Source organism: Solidesulfovibrio magneticus RS-1 (genome assembly GCF_000010665.1).
Classification (GTDB): domain Bacteria; phylum Desulfobacterota; class Desulfovibrionia; order Desulfovibrionales; family Desulfovibrionaceae; genus Solidesulfovibrio; species Solidesulfovibrio magneticus.
This window is the reverse complement of sequence record NC_012796.1, coordinates 5,142,393-5,161,044: the sequence shown is the minus strand read 5'-3', so window position 1 is coordinate 5,161,044 and position 18,652 is coordinate 5,142,393. Positions and strand designations below refer to the sequence as shown.

20 protein-coding genes are annotated in these 18,652 nt (G+C 67.1%); 10 read left to right on the top strand and 10 right to left on the bottom strand.

From position 1 onward, the window contains the following. Positions 1-96: 96 nt before the first annotated feature. Complete coding sequence (locus DMR_RS21520; RefSeq protein ID WP_232502853.1) at positions 97-417, bottom strand: flagellar protein FlaG; 321 nt, start codon at positions 415-417, stop codon at positions 97-99. A gap of 68 nt (positions 418-485) precedes the next feature. After that, a complete protein-coding gene (locus tag DMR_RS21515; RefSeq protein WP_015863160.1) occupies positions 486-1,367 on the bottom strand; it encodes a DMT family transporter in 882 nt (293 codons plus the stop codon). 179 nt (positions 1,368-1,546) lie between these two features. Between DMR_RS21515 and DMR_RS21510 the strand changes: the two genes are divergently transcribed. From DMR_RS21510 to DMR_RS21500, 3 genes are all read left to right on the top strand, one after another. Beyond that, positions 1,547-1,993 (top strand): hypothetical protein, encoded by a 447-nt coding sequence (locus tag DMR_RS21510; protein ID WP_015863159.1) that lies wholly within the window; start codon positions 1,547-1,549, stop codon positions 1,991-1,993. Between the two features lie 58 nt (positions 1,994-2,051). Then, positions 2,052-3,329, top strand: coding sequence for a class II fructose-bisphosphate aldolase (locus DMR_RS21505; protein WP_015863158.1), 1,278 nt, complete (start codon positions 2,052-2,054; stop codon positions 3,327-3,329). A 175-nt stretch (positions 3,330-3,504) separates the two neighbouring features. Further along, positions 3,505-3,972 (top strand): YbhB/YbcL family Raf kinase inhibitor-like protein, encoded by a 468-nt coding sequence (locus tag DMR_RS21500; RefSeq protein ID WP_043601343.1) that lies wholly within the window; start codon positions 3,505-3,507, stop codon positions 3,970-3,972. 102 nt (positions 3,973-4,074) lie between these two features. On the opposite strand, the gene DMR_RS21495 is transcribed toward DMR_RS21500, so the two are convergent. Then, positions 4,075-4,371 (bottom strand): hypothetical protein, encoded by a 297-nt coding sequence (locus DMR_RS21495; protein ID WP_015863156.1) that lies wholly within the window; start codon positions 4,369-4,371, stop codon positions 4,075-4,077. A gap of 176 nt (positions 4,372-4,547) precedes the next feature. On the opposite strand from DMR_RS21495, the gene DMR_RS21490 reads away from it, so the two are divergent. From DMR_RS21490 to DMR_RS21475, 4 genes are all read left to right on the top strand, one after another. Continuing rightward, positions 4,548-5,447, top strand: a complete 900-nt coding sequence (locus tag DMR_RS21490) for a LysR family transcriptional regulator (protein WP_015863155.1) — start codon at positions 4,548-4,550, stop codon at positions 5,445-5,447. A gap of 137 nt (positions 5,448-5,584) precedes the next feature. Further along, the gene (locus tag DMR_RS21485; protein WP_015863154.1) at positions 5,585-6,445 is read left to right on the top strand and encodes a hypothetical protein; all 861 of its coding nucleotides are present in this window, start codon (positions 5,585-5,587) and stop codon (positions 6,443-6,445) included. Positions 6,446-6,523: 78 nt separating this feature from the next. Then, positions 6,524-7,291 (top strand): DUF4239 domain-containing protein, encoded by a 768-nt coding sequence (locus DMR_RS21480; protein WP_015863153.1) that lies wholly within the window; start codon positions 6,524-6,526, stop codon positions 7,289-7,291. Positions 7,292-7,322: 31 nt separating this feature from the next. Beyond that, entirely contained in the window at positions 7,323-7,583 is a 261-nt protein-coding gene (locus DMR_RS21475) for a helix-turn-helix domain-containing protein (RefSeq protein WP_015863152.1), read from the top strand. 343 nt (positions 7,584-7,926) lie between these two features. On the opposite strand, the gene DMR_RS24815 is transcribed toward DMR_RS21475, so the two are convergent. The 6 genes from DMR_RS24815 to DMR_RS21450 form a co-directional block, all read right to left on the bottom strand. Then, positions 7,927-8,262: a hypothetical protein gene (locus DMR_RS24815; RefSeq protein WP_015863151.1), complete on the bottom strand. Its 336-nt coding sequence runs from the start codon at positions 8,260-8,262 to the stop codon at positions 7,927-7,929. A gap of 454 nt (positions 8,263-8,716) precedes the next feature. Further along, a complete protein-coding gene (locus DMR_RS21470; RefSeq protein WP_043601340.1) occupies positions 8,717-9,022 on the bottom strand; it encodes a hypothetical protein in 306 nt (101 codons plus the stop codon). A gap of 149 nt (positions 9,023-9,171) precedes the next feature. Then, positions 9,172-9,642, bottom strand: coding sequence for a DUF3859 domain-containing protein (locus DMR_RS21465; protein WP_015863150.1), 471 nt, complete (start codon positions 9,640-9,642; stop codon positions 9,172-9,174). A gap of 89 nt (positions 9,643-9,731) precedes the next feature. Continuing rightward, the gene (locus DMR_RS21460; RefSeq protein ID WP_015863149.1) at positions 9,732-10,217 is read right to left on the bottom strand and encodes a hypothetical protein; all 486 of its coding nucleotides are present in this window, start codon (positions 10,215-10,217) and stop codon (positions 9,732-9,734) included. Further along, on the bottom strand, positions 10,208-11,314 hold the full coding sequence (locus DMR_RS21455; RefSeq protein WP_015863148.1) for an SPL family radical SAM protein: 1,107 nt from the start codon (positions 11,312-11,314) through the stop codon (positions 10,208-10,210). The genes DMR_RS21460 and DMR_RS21455 overlap by 10 nt, the downstream gene beginning before the upstream one ends. After that, positions 11,311-12,336, bottom strand: coding sequence for a ParB-like nuclease domain-containing protein (locus DMR_RS21450; RefSeq protein WP_015863147.1), 1,026 nt, complete (start codon positions 12,334-12,336; stop codon positions 11,311-11,313). The genes DMR_RS21455 and DMR_RS21450 overlap by 4 nt, the downstream gene beginning before the upstream one ends. A gap of 256 nt (positions 12,337-12,592) precedes the next feature. Here DMR_RS21450 and DMR_RS21445 point away from each other — a divergent pair, with 256 nt between their 5' ends. Both DMR_RS21445 and DMR_RS21440 read left to right on the top strand, forming a co-directional pair. After that, positions 12,593-14,662 carry an elongation factor G gene (locus tag DMR_RS21445; RefSeq protein ID WP_015863146.1) on the top strand — a complete coding sequence of 690 codons (2,070 nt, stop codon included), beginning with the start codon at positions 12,593-12,595 and terminating at the stop codon, positions 14,660-14,662. Between the two features lie 178 nt (positions 14,663-14,840). Continuing rightward, complete coding sequence (locus DMR_RS21440; RefSeq protein WP_015863145.1) at positions 14,841-16,250, top strand: sigma-54-dependent transcriptional regulator; 1,410 nt, start codon at positions 14,841-14,843, stop codon at positions 16,248-16,250. 178 nt (positions 16,251-16,428) lie between these two features. Here DMR_RS21440 and DMR_RS21435 read toward each other — a convergent pair whose 3' ends face one another. Next, positions 16,429-17,265, bottom strand: a complete 837-nt coding sequence (locus DMR_RS21435) for a DJ-1/PfpI family protein (protein WP_015863144.1) — start codon at positions 17,263-17,265, stop codon at positions 16,429-16,431. A 127-nt stretch (positions 17,266-17,392) separates the two neighbouring features. Between DMR_RS21435 and DMR_RS21430 the strand changes: the two genes are divergently transcribed. Next, complete coding sequence (locus DMR_RS21430) at positions 17,393-18,367, top strand: GlxA family transcriptional regulator (RefSeq protein ID WP_015863143.1); 975 nt, start codon at positions 17,393-17,395, stop codon at positions 18,365-18,367. Positions 18,368-18,652: the final 285 nt, after the last annotated feature.

Here is an 18,652-nt window from a genome sequence, read left to right as displayed (position 1 = left end):
TAATATAAATTATGAGAAGGGGTTGCCATGCGCAATGGCTGCAAGAACAGTAGCCAAGGCGGCCGGAAAGGGCAAGCATGGTTCCCGTGGCGCGCCCTAGACGGACTTGTCCAGGATGGCCTCGGCGGCAAAGGCCCGAAGCTTGACCACCAGGCGCAGCCATTCTTCGTCGGGGAGTTCACGCAACAGTTTGCCTGTGGCGTCGTCGCGCACCAGGGTCTGGACGATCTGGGTGGCCTCGTCGATGCGCAGGGCGATGCTGCGGTCGGGAAAGGCGGCCTGGATTTCGCGCACCGTGGACGCGGCGGCGTGCTCCTCGATCTTGCGTTCGGCCACAGGAGCCAAGGCCGTCCGTTGCGGGGCGGTCTGGGCCGGGGCAGTCGCCCCAAGAGGGGGAGTGGTCACGCTGTCGCTCATGGCTGCCGTCGCCGCGCGGACGCGGCGGTCCTCCACGCCCTTCCTATCGGTTTTCGGGCCGGCCGTCTTTAGTTTCCGCTCCCCCGGGGCAGGGGGGCGCGCAGCCGCTCGCGCGCGCCGTCCCAGATGGTGGCCAGCACCGAGGCGATGATAAGCGCCGAACCGAGATAGCCGACGACGCCGAAGCGTTCGCCGAAAAGGGCGTAGGCCAAAATCGCGGCCATGACTGGTTCCAGGGTGGCCACCACGGCCGCCCGGGTGGCTTCCAGGCGTTTTAAGCCGGCGTAATAGAGCGAATAGGCCCCGTAGGTGGAGCACAGGGCCAGGACGATGCAGGGCAGCGCCCCGGCCAGGGTCGGGCGGGTGAAGTGGACAAAGGGCAAAAGGGTCAGCGACCCCACGGGCAGGGCGTAAAGAAACAGCGTGGGCGTCTTGTAGCGGCCCAGGTAGTATTTGCCGAAGATGTAGTACAGGGCATAGGTGACGCCCGAAAGCAGGCCGAAGAAAATGGCCCGGCCGTTGACGGCGGAGGTTCCGTCGCCGCAGCTCACCCCGGCCACGCCGACGATGGTGGCGGCCACGGCCGCGATCTTGTAGCCGCCCATGGGTTCCTTGAGAAACAGCCACGACATGACGGCCACCCAGGCCGGGGCGGTGTAGAGCAGCACCGAGGCCAGGGCCGCGCCGCCGGCTTCCACGGCCACGACATAGGCCCCGAAAAGCCCGGCGATGCCGGCCACGCCAAAACCGGCCACGGCCGGCAGGTCCCGGGGCGCGATGCGCGTTTCCCGGGCGCGCAGGGCCTGGGCGGCGAAAAAAAACCAGGCCAGGGTGGTGCGCCAGAAGGCCACTTCCACCGTGTCCATGCCGGCGGCGAACGACAGCTTGGACAGCGGCCCGATCAGCCCCCACAAGGCGGCGGCTCCCAGAACGTAGAGATAGCCCGACATGTCTTAAGCCTCCAGGCCGCGACGGCGACGAGGCTAGGGGCTATCAGAATCCGGCCCGGCGCGAAAGGGAAAACCCCCTGTGTAGGCGGGGAATTGGGGCGTGGCGTGTTGATTGTTTCGCCCGGGCGTACTATGCCTTGGACGGTTTCGCCTTTGCTTTGGGACCCAAGGAGCCTGCCATGCTTTCGCGCCGACTGTTCTGCGTCGCCGACCCGACCCACGCCGATTTCGGCTGGGCGGCCGAGAGTCGCTTTCTGCACATCCGCAAGTACGACGCCTGCGGCAATACGGTCAACGACTGGACCTTCCCGGTGGCCGACACCGCCGCCGGCGAGATCACTTGTACCGTGTGCGGCGCGCCGGCCTATCTGGCCGGCGTCCAGCCCAAGGCCGGCGGTCAGGTCGTGGCCTGCGATTTCCTGGGCCGCTGCCAGGCCGGTCCGGCCGACGCCAACCTGTCCCGCCTGGACGCCCTGTGCCGCAGGCTGGCCGACATTCCCTATCCGGTGGAGCGCGCCCGCATCGCTTCGGCCGTGGCCGCGCTGATCGCCGCCGTGGCCCAAGATCCGGCCGCCGCCGCCGTGCTTGCCGCCCACAAGATCGAAGCCATCTACGCCGCCGGTTGAGCCGGCCGCGACCCACGCCATTTCGGGCCACGCGCCCCGCCACGACAAGGAGGACTCGATGACCAAGACGGATATGACCGCCTTCAACCAAGCCCTGGCCGTTGGCCGCCCGCCCAACGTCAAGACCCTTTTCCCCCATTCCCGGGCGCTTCTCGTCAGCGGCAAAGCCGTGGACCGGGCCATGCTCAAAAAGGGCCAGGCCATGACCATCGCCGCCAACTCCCGCAGCAACGCCGTGCTGCGCGGGGCCTTGCTCGCCGCCCAGAAGGCCGACGCCGCCGTCATCCTGGAGATCGCCCGGTCGGAGTCCACCTACTGCAACGTCACCATGTGGAACATCGCCCGGCAGGCCGACCAGGCCATGAACGAACTGGGCATCACCGTGCCCGTGGCCATCCATGCCGACCACTACGGCATCAAGAAGCCCGGCGACGTGGCCGAGGCCCTGGCCGAAATCCCGACGCTGTTCGAGGCCGGCATCACCTCCATCGCCATTGACGCCTCCCACCTGCCCGACGAGGAGAACCTCCTGGCCAACATCGCCCTGGCTCCCGTGGTCCCGGGCTGGGCCGGCTACGAGACGGAAGTGGGCGAGATCAAGGGCAAGTCCGGCCTGTCCACCCCGGACGAGGCCCTGTTCCTCATCCGGGGGCTCAATGCCAACGGCATCCACCCGGACTGGATTGCGCTGAATAACGGCACCACCCACGGCATCGAGGCCTCGGCCACGGGCATCCAGGTGGAGCTGACCGCCGAGATCCATCAGGCCCTGGCCCCCTACGGCATTTCCGGGGCCCAGCACGGCACCTCGGGCAACTCCTCGGACAAGCTCAAGCAGATCGCCAGCCTAACCCGCACCACCAAGGCCAACGTGGCCACGGCCCTGCAGATGATCGCCTGGGGCGTGGCCGTCAACGACTACGGCAACGCCGTGCTGGACGCGGCCGGGGCCTTCACCAAGGAGCCGGGCAAGGGCCTGGACGAGGCGCTGTGGGCCGAGATGGTGGCCTACGCCGGAGCCAAGGGCATCAAGGCCGGCGACTACAAGAAGCTCAACGCCGTGTTTGAAAACAAGATCCTGGGCCAGCCCAAGGCCATCCGCGACCGCATGGCCGGAGCCGTGGCCGAGTTCGTGGCCTGGCTTTTGACCGACGTCTTTAACGCCGCCGGCACCGCGCCCCTGGCCGTGGAAGCCCTGGTGGCCGCCGGTTCCCATGACCTTGGCCCCAAGGCCGGCGTCATCGAGAATCCGGCCGAATGGACCCGGGAAAAGATCCTGGAGCGGGCCAAGTCCCTGTCCCGCGACAAGGGCCCCGAAGGCGACTTCGACGATTAATGCGTTTTTTTGCGGCGGCCGGCCGGGCGAGTGCCCGGCCGGCCGCCTTCGTTGGCCGCGTCTTTGGCCTCTAAAAAACTACAGGAGTATTTTCCGGGAAAAAGTGCTTTCAAGGGGTTGCCTTGAAGCATCAAGGACTTCTCGAGGACGCGCCAGGCGCGCCCAAGGAGCGCCGATGCCCCAGACGCTGACGCTCACCTCGCCGGCCTTTGCCCATATGGGCCGGATTCCCGACCGCTACGCCGCCGCCGGGGCGGACTTGTCGCCGCCGTTGCTGTTTGCCGGTGTGCCGGCCGGCGCGGCCAGCCTGGCGCTGGTGTGCGACGATCCCGACGCCGTTTCCGGCGTGTTCGACCACTTCGTGCTGTATAATCTCTCGCCGGCCACCCCGGGCCTGCCCGAGGGCCTGCCGGGCGTGCCCCGTCATGCCGACGGCAGCCTGTCCGGGCTCAACGGCTGGGGACGCCTCGGCTACGCCGGGCCGCAACCGCCATCGGGCATCCACCGCTACGTTTTCACCCTCTACGCCCTGGACGCCGTCCTCGCCCTGCCGCCCGGGGTTGCCAAGAAAGATCTCCTGCGCGCCGCCAAGGGCCACATCCTGGCCTCGGCCACCCTCATTGGCCGCTACGGCCGGGAGTAAGGTTCGGCCATCGCCACAGGCGGGCGCTGCCGGTCGCCTGGGCAAAGCGGTCTTGGCCCATGGCCCGCGTGTTCGTCCCCGTCGCGGCAACCGCTTCCGATTTCACTGCAGCGAACAAGCCCGGGCGCAGCGGCTGCGCACGTCGGCTTTGTCCAGCCCCAGGTGGGCGGCCACGCAGGCCTGGCACAGGCTGGGGGGCTGGGACAGGCAGACGCCTTCCTCGCCGGCCCGGGCCAGCACCATGGAAAAGACCGCCTCGGCCAGATCGGCCCGGGCCGGGGCGGCGACCCCTCGTGGGGCGGGCGCGGCCGGGCCGGCCGAGGGCCGATCCAGGACAAACAGCGCGAAAAGCGCGGCGGCGGCCAGGCTGGTGACGACGATTTTCTTGACATTGGACATTGTTTTTTCCTCCATCCGTAACACCCGGCCCGGCCTTTACGACGGGGGCGGGCTGTGCCATAGGCCGAGTGGGGCTTCGGTCGGACCGTAGCCCGCCGCGCCGGTCGCGATCCAATCGCAATGTCCGAAGCGGTGCTTCGGCTTGGCCGAAGACGCGCGACGCCGGGAGGGGCGTTGTGGAATACTATCACCTGCGCACCTTCGTGGCCGTGGCCGAGGAGGAGCATCTCACCCGGGCGGCCGAGCGGCTAAACGCCAGCCTGCCGGCGGTCAGCGCCCACATCCGGGGTCTGGAAGAGGAACTCGGGGTGGCGCTTTTTTCGCGTACGCCCAAGGGGATGCGTCTGACGGCCGAGGGCCGGGCGCTTCTGGAAGAGGCCCGGGAGGCCTTGCGCGGCCTGGAAGCCGTGCGGCGGCGGGCCGGAGCCTTGCGCCAGGACGTGACGGGCGTGGTGCGGCTGGGACTCAATAACGAAGCCGCGCGCCTGCATGTGCCGGAGATTTTGGCCGTCATGACCCGGCGGCATCCGGGGGTAGAGCTGCATCTGGTCAATTCCAGTTCGCCGCGCATCCTCGACAATGTGCGCCTGGGCCGGCTTGATGTCGGTTTCATCTACGACAACATCATTGAGGGCGGCCACGAGGTGGCGGTCACGCCCCTGGAAGAGGTGCCCATGGCCGTGGTGGGGCCGACCTCCTGGTCCGAGCGGGTGCGCCAGGCCGATTGGGACGAACTGGCCGGTCTGCCCTGGGTGTGGTTTTCCGAGCGCTGTCCGTTCCAGTATCTGCTCGAATCCTCGTTTTCACGCCGGGGACTGCCCATCAACAAGGTGATGGTGGGCGACAACGACGCCACGCTGCGCACGTTGGTCGCGGCCGGCGTCGGGTTGACCTTGCTGCGCCGCGACGACGCCCTGGAGGCGGCGGCGGCCGGGGAGGCCTGCGTGTGGCCATGGGAAGGCATGGCCTTGGGACTGGCCCTGGTCCATCGCCGGGAACGGGCGGCGGACCGGTGCATCGAAGCGGTGGCCGAAGCCGTGGCCGAGGTCTGGGGACTCCCGGCCCGGAAACGTTAGGGCCAGCCCCTTAAAAAATACGAACGTATTTTTTAAGAAAATCAATTGGTTTTATTGGCAGTCCACGAGACGCCCAGGCGTTTTCGGGGACGAGACACTCGGCCTAGAGTTTTGAACAAGCGCGGGAGAACTGTTGCATGAGCGAGTCGGCGAAGCCTGACCGGGAACTGCCCTGGCGGGCCGCGTGCGGCGTTACGGTGTTGGTGTTGCTCTTGTCCATGATGGCCCTTGCCCAGGCCAACTACCGGGAGGACGACCCGGGAGCCAACCAAGTGCTTTCGGGCAGCGCCTTCGGCTTTGCCGACCAGCCGGGGCGGCAGGTGCTGGTGCCGGTGGAGCCGGGGCTGGCCCGGGGCATGAAGGGCTTTCGCAAGGCCGTGGCCGCTCCGGGACGGGTGGTCGATCTGGCCTATGCCGGTTCCCAGCGCAGCGAGCTGGACTCCGGGGCGTCGTCCCAGCGTTTCGCCGAAGAGTCGGGCGCGGTCTTCGCGGCCAGCCAGGCCTTTGGCCCGGGCGATCATGTGCTGGTGGCCACCGAGGATTTTCTGGCCGCGCGGCAGGTCCTGGCCGTGACCCCGGCCGCCGGGGAGGTCCCCTGTTCCCCGGCCGTACGGCGGGAGATGGCCGACCGGACCGGGCGCGACGTGGCTTGGTGCCGGGAGATCGGCGCGCTTTCCGACGGCGGCAGGCTGTCCCTGGCCCGGTTTACGCCCCATGGCCGCGACGAACTGGTGACCCTGGGTTGGTCCATGCCCGGCGCGTCCACGGTCTACCTGGACCATGCCGGCACGGCCGAGGCCGGCGGCACATGGCAGGCCGGCGACGGCGGCGAGTTTTCGCCCGAGAGTTACCGACCGCTTTTCGCCTTTGTGAGCGCGTCCGGGCGGGAGCTGGCCGTGCGCTGGTCCGGCCCCGAGGGCGACGCCCTGGATCTCTACCGCCAGGACGGCGACACGCTGGCCCCCTTTGTGGCGGCGGCCTGGGCCAGGCCGGAGTAGCCGGAAGGCGCGCGAATGTTTTGGGCCGTCCGCGACGCGGGCGGCTTTTTTTTGCCCGCCGCCAGCAAGGAGGGAATCGTGTACAGCGATCTGCGCTATATCGCCGTCTTCCTGGCCGGGGTGGCGGCGGCCTTGATCCTGCTGCGGCTGGCGCGTCGGCGCATCGCCTGCCCCTTGAGCCTGTCCCAGCGCAACCTGTTCAGCACCAATTTCGGTTTTTTCACCACCCTGTACACCTTTTTCCTGGGCTTCGCCGTGGTCTCCCTGTGGCAGACCTACAACGGCGCGGACACGGCCATCACCGACGAGACCGACCTGCTGGTGGTGGAGTGCCGCCTATCCCAGTCCCTGCCGGACTCGGACGGTTTCCGCCGGGCCTTGCTGCGCTATACCGAGGCCGTGCGCGATCCGGGCTGGGCCATGATGCGCGACGGCGAGGCGTCGGACGGCGCGGGAAAGCTCTATGACGTGGTCTGGGACGAGTTGCGCGCCCTGGCCCCGGCCCCGGACAGCCACGTTCAGGCTATTTATACGCTCATGTTGTCGCGACTGATCGATTGCAACAAGCTGCGCCACCAGCGGCTGCTGCTCATCGACGGCAGCCTGTATACGCCCATCTGGATCATCATCTACCTCGGCGTGGCCTTCACCCTGATTGGGTTTTATTTCATCGAGACCGGCAACAAGCCGGCCGACCGTTTTTTTATCGCCATGATGCTGGCCATGCTCGTCGGCAATATTTTTCTGCTCTATGAACTCGACACGCCCTTTTCCGGGGTCATCTGCCTGGACCCGGACAAGTTTACCCAGGCCGCCCAGGCCATCCGCGCCCTGGGCGGCCTGTAGGGTCCGGCGCAGCCGCAAGGAGATTCATGCCATGACAACGGAACACGAAACCACGGACACCCCAAAGCCCGTGCCGCGCGAAGTGGCCTGGCTGGTGGAGGAAGGCTATTCGCCCATCCGGGCCTGGCGGGAACACCTGGGCGTGACCCGGGAGGAGCTTGGCCGCCGGCTGGAGGTGTCGCCGGCCGCCGTGACCCAGATGGAGGCCCGCAAAAGCCGGCCGCGCGCGGCGACGCTCAAAAAGATCGCGGCGGTGCTGGCCATCGACTGGGAACTGCTTCGGGCCAAATAGCCGCCCCAGCCGCCGCCGGCGGCGAAGCCTGCCCGGAGAACGGCCGCGCCTGGCCGGCCGGCCGGCTGACTCGACGCTCCCGGCCAGCCTCCCCCTTGGATTTTTGGATGCGGCCGGAGCAGGGCCTTGCCCGCGCCGTCGCCACCCTTGGGGCGCAACGTTGGGTTGCGTCGCGTCCCTTGTCCGCATTCCCCGTCCACATTCCCCAATCTCCCGGCCGTGTCGGCGTTTCAAGTCAAAAGGAACAACCAGGCACGGCTGAGGAACATAAACCGTCCCGAAACGAACCGTTCGGGGCCGGTTTGGCACAGCCGCGCCCGGGATAGGCACAAGGCAAAGCTGGTTAGGAACGGGCAAACACACGCAATGAACAGCCCGTGTTCGTTGTTTTTCCCCGTAATATCATTTGATTGTCGTTGTTAGGCACAGGAGGTTGCGGTTTCATCGTGCCCGGATGCTTGCCGTATTTGCCGGAGCCGCCCGGATGGCCGGCTTGGTGGCAGAGGGCGGACCGTCCGCCATGGCCGGAAACCGCGTCCGGCAAACCAGAAAAGGCCCAGCAAGGCACGGCGAAGAAACGCTCAAGGAACAGCGAAAGCTCGATAAACGAACAGCAGGCGAACAGCGAAAGGGAACGTAAGAATTGCTGAAGAACAAGAAGCGAACAGCGGACGAACAAATAGTGTTCAATTTTCCTTCAGTGATTTTAGTTGGTAAGGCGAGATTTGCACAAAAGGATGCCCGCCCGTCTCGCCTTGGGCCGGATGCAGGCGCAGCACGGTCCCAGGCCTGAAGCGCAATGGGTTGGCCGTGGGTTTCCTCGGACGCCACCTGGGCGGTACGCATCTGCCGGCCGGGAGGCGTCGCATGAAGATCGGGGGAGGCGTGCCCAAGCGATTCTGGGGCAGCATGAGACGCGGGCGTCGCTACGGCTGCTTTGGAACGAAGGCAGGGCTTTACTCGGCCGGAGTGGGGTGTGACCGCTGCGTCGCTGTCCCAGCGCGCGCCGCCACCCTGCTCGGGGTATGTCCCGGACAGGGTGGCGGCAGTAGTGCGGGAGCATGATCAGCAAACCGGAAGCAGCTTTTCCCCCAGCCGCCAGACTGCCCCCCAAAAGACGCCCGCTGTTGTTGTTAAACGGGCCAACCGGCCAAGATGCCGCTGCTTGTCGAGCCGCTGGGCATCCCTGCCCAGCTTAACGTCCAACTCAGCGTCACCTGCGCCGCTAACGCAAACGCCACTTCGACAGAGGGGACCCCAGACCCCGGCATGCCTTGGTTGCAGAGTTTCGCGCTGGCATTGGCAGCATCGAGCGTCGCTGCTCCCTGCAAGACCCCTCCGACAGTTGCCGAAACGACAACGCTCTTGCCGTCAACGGAAATGTACGACAGCGTGGCCCCTCCCCCGATGGTCATAGTGCCAGCATAGGGATTGCTCATGGTAACCGTCCTTTGCTGTTGAGGGTTGGCGATGCCAATTACCCTATATCGATATTTAGATTTCTGGCAAGTCCCGTTACAGGAGCGCAAATAAAAAGCGCCCGGGACAAGCCTTGTCCCGGGCGCTCGCGGAAGCGAAAAATCGTGCCCTAGGGCTGGGGATTGAAGACCTGGAAAGTCTTTTTCACCTGGCTGCCGTCCTCGGCGATGGCCGTCAGCGTCCAGTCGCCGCTGGCCATTTCCCATTCCTTCTGGAAGGTGAACGTGCAGTGGTACTCCTTGCCCGTGGCGATGGTCTCCACGGTCTCGGTGGTGAAGACCACGGCGTTTTTGGCCGGATCGATGATGCCCGGCGTGGTAGTGATGATCTTCACCTTGGACGTGCCGCCCTCGGGCTTGAGGGTCTTAAAGCGCATGCCGAAGGTGGCTCCGAGCTGGCGTGGCACGCTGGTGGTGGCCAGGGACAACGCGCCGTTTTGATAGATGCCGTAATCCACCATGACGATGGTGGGTTCCTGCGGTTTGTCTTCCTTGCCGCCGAAGCCGAAGAAATTCATGGTGGAAGAGCAGGAAGCCAAAAGCAGGCACAGAAGCGGCAACAGGACAAGCAGACGTTTCACGATATCCCTCCATGGCCGGCGGCCATCTGTAGTCGATGCTGCCCACATGCCCCTCAACAGCCATTTGTGTCAAGGGAAGGGGGTGTTGTTCAACTATGCCGGGGCGCGCCAAAAGCCAGGGCGGCCAGTTCGGTCTTGCCGGCGAAAAGCCGGGCCAGCGTCTCCCGTTGCTCCTCGGCCAGGCGCAGCCCGGAGACCGGCAGCGGCCCGGCCTCGCCGCCGTACATGGTCACGGCCCGGTCGATCCACTCGGCCGGCACGAAATCGGCCGGCAGCTTCAGCACCGTGCGCGTGCCGTCCTCGAAGACGCTGATCGGCTTGTCGTAGCGCGCCTTGCCCGGCCCGAGCACGATGTTGCCCGTGCGCAGGAGCGTCTCTTCAACCCGAGACGGCGGCACGGCCGCCCATTTGCCCAGCAGCTCGAAAAAGGCCGGCCGCAGGGCCAGATAGTAAAACGGGTCGATTTTCAGGGCCACGGACACGCCCGGCACGTTTAAAATCGACGGCGAATCGGCGAAATGGCGGCCCAGGGCCTTTTCCAGGCGGTCCAGGGTGTCGGCGTAGTCTACGAGCATGGCCGCGTTCCTCCGGGGTTGTGGGCGCGCGACAGCAGATGGGCGGCCAGCCCCCCGAGGTCCCGGGGAGCCTGGCCCAAGGCGGCGCGCCAGACCTCGTCCGATTCCATACAGCAATAAAGCCCACGCGAAAAGCCGTGTCCGGCCAGCCGACGGGCCATGAAACGCAATTGCCGCACCCGAAGGGGCCGCAAAAGCCGCGTCTTGCCGTCAGGGCCGATGGTGAATTCGCCAAGCATGTAGCGCGGCAGCTCCCGGCCCTCGGCCATAAGCCGTCCGGGCAGCTCGGGCAGGCAGCGAAACGAGCCCAGGCTGATGTAGGCGATGTCGTCCGGGGCGAGATAATCGAAAATCATGTCCACTGTGGCGGCGTACTCCCGCTCCCAACCCTCGAACCAGCAGATGGGGTCGAAGTGCAGGCAGACCCGAAAGCCGGCCCGTACGCAGGCCTTGGCCGCCGACAGCCGGGCTTCAAGCGAGGCCGTGTCGCGCTCCTGGGCGGCCACGATCACCGGGGCGTTAAGCGACCAGGACGGCAGCACCGTTTTCGGGTCCGGGTCGGCTTCCATCCAGCTGAGATCGGCGGTCTTGGACTTGAGCTCCAACACGACGTTGGGGTGGCCGGCCAGAAAGCCCAGCAGTTCCCGGGTGTGGCCGGTGATGGGTTCCAGGGCCAGGGCGTCGGCGAACTGACCGGTGCCGACCCGAAAAAGCCGGCTGGGGTCGCGGCCAAACACCCGGCCCAGTTCGGCGAACATGGCCTCGGTGTTGGCAAAGGCGGTGAGCGTGCGGTCGCGGAAATAGGCCCGCAGGATGCAGTACGAGCAGTCCATGGGGCAGTTCTCGCCGATGTGGATGATCTGGTAGCCGCAGCAGCGGTAATGGCGCGTGGCCGGACAGGGGCGCAGGAACCGGCCGGGATGGGCCTTTATGTGCAGCGCCCGGCCGCCGTCCGGGGCCTGGGGCAGGGGATCGCCCGGGGCCAGCACGGTCACGGCCGCCTCGGGCAGGGCGGCCCTGGCCCGGACGGCCATGGGGGTTTCGGCCACGGCCGCGTCCACGGCCAGGGCCGTGATGTCCCACAGCGGCGCGCTCACGTTTTTTCTCCCGGCTCTTCGGACATTTCCTCCTGGGCCACGGAAAGGAGCCTGGGCAGGGCCGGGGCGGCGGCCATGGCGGCCAGATCGGCGGCGGCCTTGGACAGCTCCTGGCGGTTTTTGACCGTGACCTCGAAGGTGGCGCTGTCGGACTCGAAGCCCTGGCTGGGGCGGATTTTCACCCGGCTGCCCCGCGAGAGTTCCCGGGAAAGCGCCGTGAACCGGGCCTCCAGGGTGGTGACGGCCGGATAGCGCAGCCGCCGCAGCCCGGCGAGCAGGCCGGCGGTCAGGTCGTTTGGCGACAGCCCCCGGCCCGGCAGGTCGAGCAGGCCCGAGCGGGCCAGGGTGGCGGCCGGCGTCTCGCCGGCCAGCCGGGCGGCTTCGGTCAAAAAGGTCAACGCCGCCGAAAGGCTGCCGCGCGACCAGCGCACGGCCCCCAGAAGCGGCATAAAGGCATTGAGATCCTCCGGGGCCAGGGCGGCCAGGCGTTCGCCGGCCCCCAGCGGCACATGGCCCGAGGCAAGCCACGCATCCAGGGCCGGCGGCAGGGTGAGCCAGCGGGCAAGCAGCCGGCCGCGCCGGTCGTCCGGGGCGAAAAGCAGGGGGCCGGCCAGAGCCAGGAAGCCGTCCACGCCGGCCAGGGGGGCGAAATAGCGCCCGGCGGCCACGGCCATGGCGTCGGTGACGGCCCGGCCGAGGTTGGAGGCGAGGTAGATAAGTCCCAGGCGCAGGGGGAGCGGCAGCGGGCCGCCGTCCGGGGCCAGGGCATGGGCCGGGGCGTCGGGGTCGGCCTCGGGCAGGGCCAGGGCGCACAGGCTGCGCCCTTTGATCTCCCGCAGGGCGGCGGCGCGCCTGCTGCCGGCGGCCAGAATGGGCCGGCCGTCGGTTTCGATGACCAGGGCCGGGGTGACCTGCCCCAGGGCGGCCAGGGAATCGGTCAGCGCCGCGTCGGGCGCCGCGCCCCAGAACAGGTGCGGGGCGGACAGGTCGATGTCGCGGGGGTGAAGAAAGAGTGGCTGCACGGTGTCGGTATTCTTGGCTTTTTGCCGTAGAGTTTGTGATTTCAGGAAGTTGTCGTCTTGACAAGGGGTGACGCCTCATCCAATATGCCCAAACTCGCGGAAAAGCCAAGGGCCTGAAAATGCCCGGATTTCCGCCCGATCTCTCTCTCGATTCGCTTCGTCACAAAGCCGGCCCGCCGGCTTTCGATATGGGACAGGAAAAACGCCCCCAGGCGTTTGGACCACGGTGACAACGCCTAGCACAAGGGAGAAGGGAATGTCGGAAAACCTCGCCAGCCAACGCACCTACGCCCTGATCGGCCACGGCGGATGCGGCAAGACCTCTGTGGCCGAAATGCTCCTTTTTACCGCCGGCGCCATCCCGCGACTGGGCAAGATCGAGGAAGGGGTCACCACCCTGGACTACGAGCCCGAGGAAATAAAGCGCCGGGGCAGCACCCAGCCCGGTCTGGCCGCCTTCCAGTTCCAGAAAAACCGTCATTTTCTCCTGGACATCCCGGGCGACGGCAGCTTCAACGGCGATCTGCCCTACCTGCTGCGCGCCGTGGACGGCGTGGTCTTTGTGGTCGACGCCGTGGACGGCGTCAAGCCGCTGACCAAAAAGCTCTGGGGCGAAGTCGCCAAATTGGGCCTGCCCACGCTTTTTTTCATCAACAAAATGGACCGCGACCGAGCCGATTTCGAGATGGCCCTTGCCGGCATCAAGGAAAAGCTGGGCGTCAAGACCTACATCCAAAATCTCCCCATCGGCGAGAAAGAGGCCTTTAAGGGCGTGGTCAACGTCCTTGAGGGCAAGGCCTATTTCTTCGACGACAAGGGCGGGTTCACCGAAGGCCCCATCCCCGACGACATGGCCGACGAGGTCGAGACGCTGCGCGAAACCATGGTCGAGGAAGTGGCCGTGTCCGACGAGCAGCTCATGGAGCGCTACCTCGAAGGCGAGGAGATCGCCGTGGAGGAGCTGCTGGCCGCCGTGCACAAGGCCACGCTGTCCGGGGCGCTGTGTCCGGTGTGCTGCGGCGCGGCGCTTAAGGCCATGGGCGGCGCGCGCCTTTTGGCCGCCATCCAGAACTACCTGCCCGGTCCTCTGGAGGCCGCCGGCGGCGACAAGGTCATCGCCACCGAGACCGGCGAGATCACGGCCAGCGAGTCCGGCCCGGCCGTCGCCTTTGTGGTGAAGACGCTGTTCGATCCCTTCGCCGGCCAGCTCTCCATCGTGCGCGTGCTGACCGGAACCATCGCCACCAACCAGGAACTGTTCAATCCGGCTACCGACACCCTGGAGCGCGCCGGCCAGATCCTCTTGCCCCTGGGCAAGGAAACCGTCATCTCCAAGGAGCCGGCCGGCCCGGGGTCGGTCATCGCCCTGGCCAAGCTCAAGGACACGGCCACCGGCCATACCCTGTGCGACCCCAAAAAGCCCGTGGTCATTCCCGCCCCGGTCCTGGCCCCGCCCATGATTTCCTACGCCCTGGCCCCGGCCGAGAAGGGCGACGAGGACAAGGTCTTCGCGGCCATGTCCAAGCTCCTGGACGAAGACATCACGCTGTCCATCACCCGCGACGAGGAGACCGGCGACATCCTCATCTCCGGCATGGGCCAGACCCATCTGGAAACGGCCGTGGAAAAGGCCAAGCGGCGCTACAAGGTCACGCCCGTGCTCAAGGCCCCGAAGATTCCCTACCGCGAGACGGTCAAGGGCAAGGTCGAGGTCCAGGGCCGCCACAAGAAGCAGACCGGCGGACGCGGCCAGTTCGGCGACTGCTGGATTCGCATGGAAGGCCAGCCGCGCGGCGGCGGCTACGCCTTTGTGGACGCCATCGTCGGCGGCGCCATTCCCCGGCAATACATCCCGGCCGTGGACAAGGGCGTGCAGGAATCGGCCGCGCGCGGCTATCTGGCCGGCTATCCCATGGTCGACTTCAAGGTGACGCTTTTCGACGGCACCTTCCACACCGTGGACTCCTCGGAAATGGCCTTTAAGATCGCCGGCTCCATCGCCTTCAAGGCGGCCTGCGAAAAGCTCAAGATCTCCTTGCTCGAACCCATCGTGCTCGTGTCCGTGAGCTGTCCGGACGAATACATGGGCGACATCATCGGCGACCTGTCCAGCCGGCGCGGCAAGGTGCTGGGGTCCGACTCCACCGGCGGCATCACCGAAATCCAGGCCCACGTGCCCATGGCCGAGATGCAGGAATACGCCAAGACGCTGAGTTCCACCACCGGCGGCCAGGGCGCGTTCACCCTGGCCTTCGACCACTACGAGGAATGCCCGCCGCCCATCGCCGAGAAGGTGGTGGCCGAGAGCAAGAAGAAGGAAGAATAGCGGCAGGGGAGCGTTGGAAGCGGGGCGCTGCCCCGCGCCCCGCCGGGGGCCTTAGGCCCCCGGCCCCCCATCTTGTGGGGCCGGTGTCCGGCCTTCGTCACGGCAATGCGCCTTGACGGGGGCCGGGTGTCGGCCCCACAATGCGTTTGTCCGATTATTCGGAAATGGAATCAGACCCATGGCCCACATTCTCCTCGTCGACGACGACCCCATCCTGCGCGAAACCTTTGGCGCGCTCATGCGCCGCCTGGGCCATACCCTCTATTGGGCCGGCTCCATCGAACAGGGCCGGCTGACCCTGGCCCGGGAACGCCTGGACGTGGTGCTGCTCGACTTGAACCTGCCCGACGGCTACGGCCTGGACCTGCTCCCCGACGTCAAGGCCGCCATGGGCGCGCCCGAGGTCATCATCGTCACCGGCCAGGAAGACCCCGAAGGCGCGGCCATCGCCATCAAGTCCGGGGCCTGGGATTACATCCAAAAGCCGCTGACCCCCAACCGCGTCACCTTGCCCCTGACCCGCGCCCTGGAATACCGGGCCCAGAAGGCCGCCCGCCGCCCGCCGTCGGTGCTCAAGCGCGAGGCCATCATCGGCACGGCCCCGGCCATGGAAGCCTGCCTGGACCTCGTGGCCCAGGCCGCCGATTCCGACGCCGCCGTCCTGGTCACCGGCGAGACCGGCACCGGCAAGGAACTCTTCGCCCGGGCCATTCACGCCAACTCCGCCCGGGCCGTCAGCAATTTCGTGGTGGTGGACTGCGCCGCCCTGCCCGAAAGCCTGGTCGAAAGCGTGCTGTTCGGCCACGTCAAGGGAGCCTTTACCGGCGCGGACCGAGACCGCGACGGGCTTTTCAAGCTGGCCGACGGGGGCACGCTGTTTCTCGATGAAATCGGCGAACTCTCCCCGGCCATCCAAAAAACCTTCCTGCGCGTGCTCCAGGACGGCCGGTTCCGGCCGGTGGGCTCCAAGCGCGAACTGTCCAGCGATTTCCGGCTGGTGGCCGCCACCAACCGCGACCTGGCCGCCATGGCCGCGGCCGGAGCCTTTCGCGACGACCTGCTCTACCGCCTGCGCACCATCGTCATCACCCTGCCCGCCCTGCGGCAGCGCCCGGAAGACATCCGCCAGCTCGCCATCCACCACATGAACCGGCTGTGCAGCCGCTACGGCCTGCCCACCAAGGGCTTTGCCGAGGAGTTCTTCCAGGTGCTGTGCGCCTACTCCTGGCCCGGCAACGTCCGCGACCTGTTCGGCACCCTGGAACGCGTGCTGCTCCAGCATCGCGGCGAACCCGTGCTCTATCCCAAGCATCTGCCCGACGAGATCCGCCTGCAAATGCTGCGGGTGACCGGTCTGTGCGAGCCGGGCGAGGCCCTGCGCCCCGAGACGGCCGACTCGGCCCGGGCTGCCGTCATGCCCTGGAAGGATTACCGCCGCCAGGCCCTGGAGGACGTGGAGCGGCACTACCTGCGCGACCTGCTCGAAGCCAGCCGGGGCAACGTGGTCCGGGCCGCCCAGGCCAGCGGCCTGTCGCCGTCGCGGCTGTATGACCTTTTTCGGAAATACGGCCTGTCGACGCGGCCATAGGCGCGTGGGGAAGGGGAAAAGAGGCCTCCGGCGGCTGGGGGCCTGAGGCTCTCAGACCCCCCAGTTGGAGAAAGGGGTAAAGGGGGTTCGGCGGGGCGTCTGTCTGGCCGGTCGGGGAGGAGGATAGGCTTTTTTGTTGGCGCGCGCCCGCCTGGGGGCGCAGGGCGCGCGCGGATGGTCAGGAGGTTTTAACGCCCAGGCGTTTGGAGGCCGCGTCCAGGAGTTGGCGGGCGTCGGGCGCGACCTGCTCCAGATAGGCCAGATAGCCGGCCTTGGCCTTGGCCGTCAGTTCGGCCGGGGCCGATTTGGGCGAGCCGCAGGCAAAGGGCGGCTCGGGGTCGTATTCCAGGGTGAGCTGGATAGCCTTGGCCGTCTCCTCGCCGCACAGCTTGGCCAGAAGCGTCAGCCCGAAGTCGATCCCCGAGGTCACCCCGGCCCCGGTCAGACGGTTGCGGTCGGCCACCACCCGCTCCCGGGTCGGAATCGCCCCGAAAGCAGCCAGTTCGTCCACCAGGGTCCAGTGCGAGGTGGCTTTGTAGCCGTTTAACAGCCCGGCCGCGCCCAGGATGAACGAGCCGGTGCACACGCTGGTCACCCACGCCGCCTTGGCCCCGACCCGGGCGACCCAGTCGAGAATGTCGGGCTGGCGCAACTGGGCGAATACGTTGCTCGTGCCCGGCACGCACAGGATGTCGGCGCTGGTGGTCTCGGCGAAGGTGGCCGTGGGCACGATGTGCAGCTCGACCGGGGAGCGGCTTTCGGCCCGCACCGGGTTCGTGTCGCGCCAGACATAGTCCATGGTGAACCGGCCCGAAGCGCCGAGCACCGTGGCCGGGCCGATCATGTCCTGGGCCGTTATGCCGTCAAAAAGCAGAAAGGCGATATGGGGCTTGCCGGACTCGCGTTTGGCCGGACCGGATGCTCCCGTCGGGGCGGCGGCCAGGGCCGGGGCCACGCCCGCGCTGGCGGCGGCGGCCAGGCCCAGGCAGGCCAGGGAGAAATGGCGGCGATTCATAAAACCTCCTAGGGTGATCGTTTTCCCCTGATCTACGCCGCCGCCATTTTCCCGAAAGGGGCTTGCCGGCCAATTGCCGCCGGAATATGGTCAAACGCCTGCTGCCCGTGTCCCGACGGAATCAACCATGCCCATATTCCCCACGCCCCATCGGCTGGCCATCCTGGCCCTGCCCGGATTAGTGGCCTTTGATCTGGCCATCCCCCAGGCGCTTTTCGCCCAAATCCGTCTCCCGGACGGGAGCAAGCCTTACGAGGTGTTCCTGTGCGGCCCGGGCGATCCGATCCGCAGCGGCGAGCATGCCCTTGGCGGGGTCGCGCCCCTGGAGAGGCTGCCCGAGGCCGACACCGTGGTCATCCCCGGCATCATGGAGCCGGAGGCCTTTGCCGACGCGGCTGTGGCCCAGGCCTTGCGCCGGGCGGCGACAGGGGGAGCGCGCCTGGCCTCCATCTGCACCGGAGCCTTCGTTTTGGCTGCCGCCGGACTGCTCGACGGCTTGCCGGCCACCACCCATTGGGCCAAGACGGCCGACCTGGCCCGGCTGTACCCGGCGGTTGCCGTGGCGGATGATGTCCTGTTCGTCGATAACGGCGCGGTGCTGACTTCGGCCGGCCTGGCTTCCGGCATCGACTTGTGTCTGCATCTGGTGCGTATGGACTGCGGCGCGGCCGTGGCCGAAGGGTGCGCCGAGTTTTTCGTGCTGCCCCTGGAGCGCCATGGCGGCTGCGCCCAGCGCCTGCGCCGCGTGGCCCCGGGCGCGGACGACAGCCTGGCCGCCTTGCAGGTCTGGCTGCTGGAAAACCTCCATGTCGAGCTCTCCCTGGAAACCATGGCCGCCCAGGCCCGCCTGAGTCCGCGCACGCTGCACCGCCGCTTCCGGGAGCAGCTCGGGGCGGCCCCCATGGACTGGCTGGCCCGGGCCAGGGTGGGCCGGGCCCAGGCGCTGCTGGAAACCACGAACCTGGGCGTGGAGGCGGTGGCGGCTGCCGTGGGCTTTGGTTCGGCCGCCGCGTTTCGGGAGCGCTTTCGCCGGCTGGTGGGAGTATCGCCCACGGCCTGGCGCGAGACCTACGGGACCGACGCGGGGCCGGCGCGGTGCTGACGCGCTGGCCGAGTGTCGCGCTCCCCATTATGTGCGAGAGTATTTTTTAAGAGAAAGCAGTGGTTTTAGTCTTATGTCTGCGGCTACCCGCTGTACTTTTCGTGGACACGACACGAAACGTCTGGCAGGCCTTGCCGCCTGTCGCGGCGGCCGGGGTTTTTCCGGAAACGGACTTGAAATGGCGTTGCTGGGCCGATAGGGTAAAGCGCGGGGTGTTGCGGGCCGAAGAGTTGTCGGTTGCGTTCTGATGAAATGATTTGAGACGATATCATTGCAATAAGACCA

What these genes read in the sequence shown, in the direction of transcription:
- DMR_RS21520 (WP_232502853.1), bottom strand. Translation starts at nt 417, where the DNA reads ATGAGCGACAGCGTGACCACTCCCCCTCTTGGGGCGACTGCCCCGGCC.
- DMR_RS21515 (WP_015863160.1), bottom strand. Translation starts at nt 1,367, where the DNA reads ATGTCGGGCTATCTCTACGTTCTGGGAGCCGCCGCCTTGTGGGGGCTG.
- DMR_RS21510 (WP_015863159.1), top strand. Translation starts at nt 1,547, where the DNA reads ATGCTTTCGCGCCGACTGTTCTGCGTCGCCGACCCGACCCACGCCGAT.
- DMR_RS21505 (WP_015863158.1), top strand. Translation starts at nt 2,052, where the DNA reads ATGACCAAGACGGATATGACCGCCTTCAACCAAGCCCTGGCCGTTGGC.
- DMR_RS21500 (WP_043601343.1), top strand. Translation starts at nt 3,505, where the DNA reads ATGCCCCAGACGCTGACGCTCACCTCGCCGGCCTTTGCCCATATGGGC.
- DMR_RS21495 (WP_015863156.1), bottom strand. Translation starts at nt 4,371, where the DNA reads ATGTCCAATGTCAAGAAAATCGTCGTCACCAGCCTGGCCGCCGCCGCG.
- DMR_RS21485 (WP_015863154.1), top strand. Translation starts at nt 5,585, where the DNA reads ATGAGCGAGTCGGCGAAGCCTGACCGGGAACTGCCCTGGCGGGCCGCG.
- DMR_RS21475 (WP_015863152.1), top strand. Translation starts at nt 7,323, where the DNA reads ATGACAACGGAACACGAAACCACGGACACCCCAAAGCCCGTGCCGCGC.
- DMR_RS21470 (WP_043601340.1), bottom strand. Translation starts at nt 9,022, where the DNA reads ATGAGCAATCCCTATGCTGGCACTATGACCATCGGGGGAGGGGCCACG.
- DMR_RS21460 (WP_015863149.1), bottom strand. Translation starts at nt 10,217, where the DNA reads ATGCTCGTAGACTACGCCGACACCCTGGACCGCCTGGAAAAGGCCCTG.
- DMR_RS21445 (WP_015863146.1), top strand. Translation starts at nt 12,593, where the DNA reads ATGTCGGAAAACCTCGCCAGCCAACGCACCTACGCCCTGATCGGCCAC.
- DMR_RS21440 (WP_015863145.1), top strand. Translation starts at nt 14,841, where the DNA reads ATGGCCCACATTCTCCTCGTCGACGACGACCCCATCCTGCGCGAAACC.
- DMR_RS21435 (WP_015863144.1), bottom strand. Translation starts at nt 17,265, where the DNA reads ATGAATCGCCGCCATTTCTCCCTGGCCTGCCTGGGCCTGGCCGCCGCC.
- DMR_RS21430 (WP_015863143.1), top strand. Translation starts at nt 17,393, where the DNA reads ATGCCCATATTCCCCACGCCCCATCGGCTGGCCATCCTGGCCCTGCCC.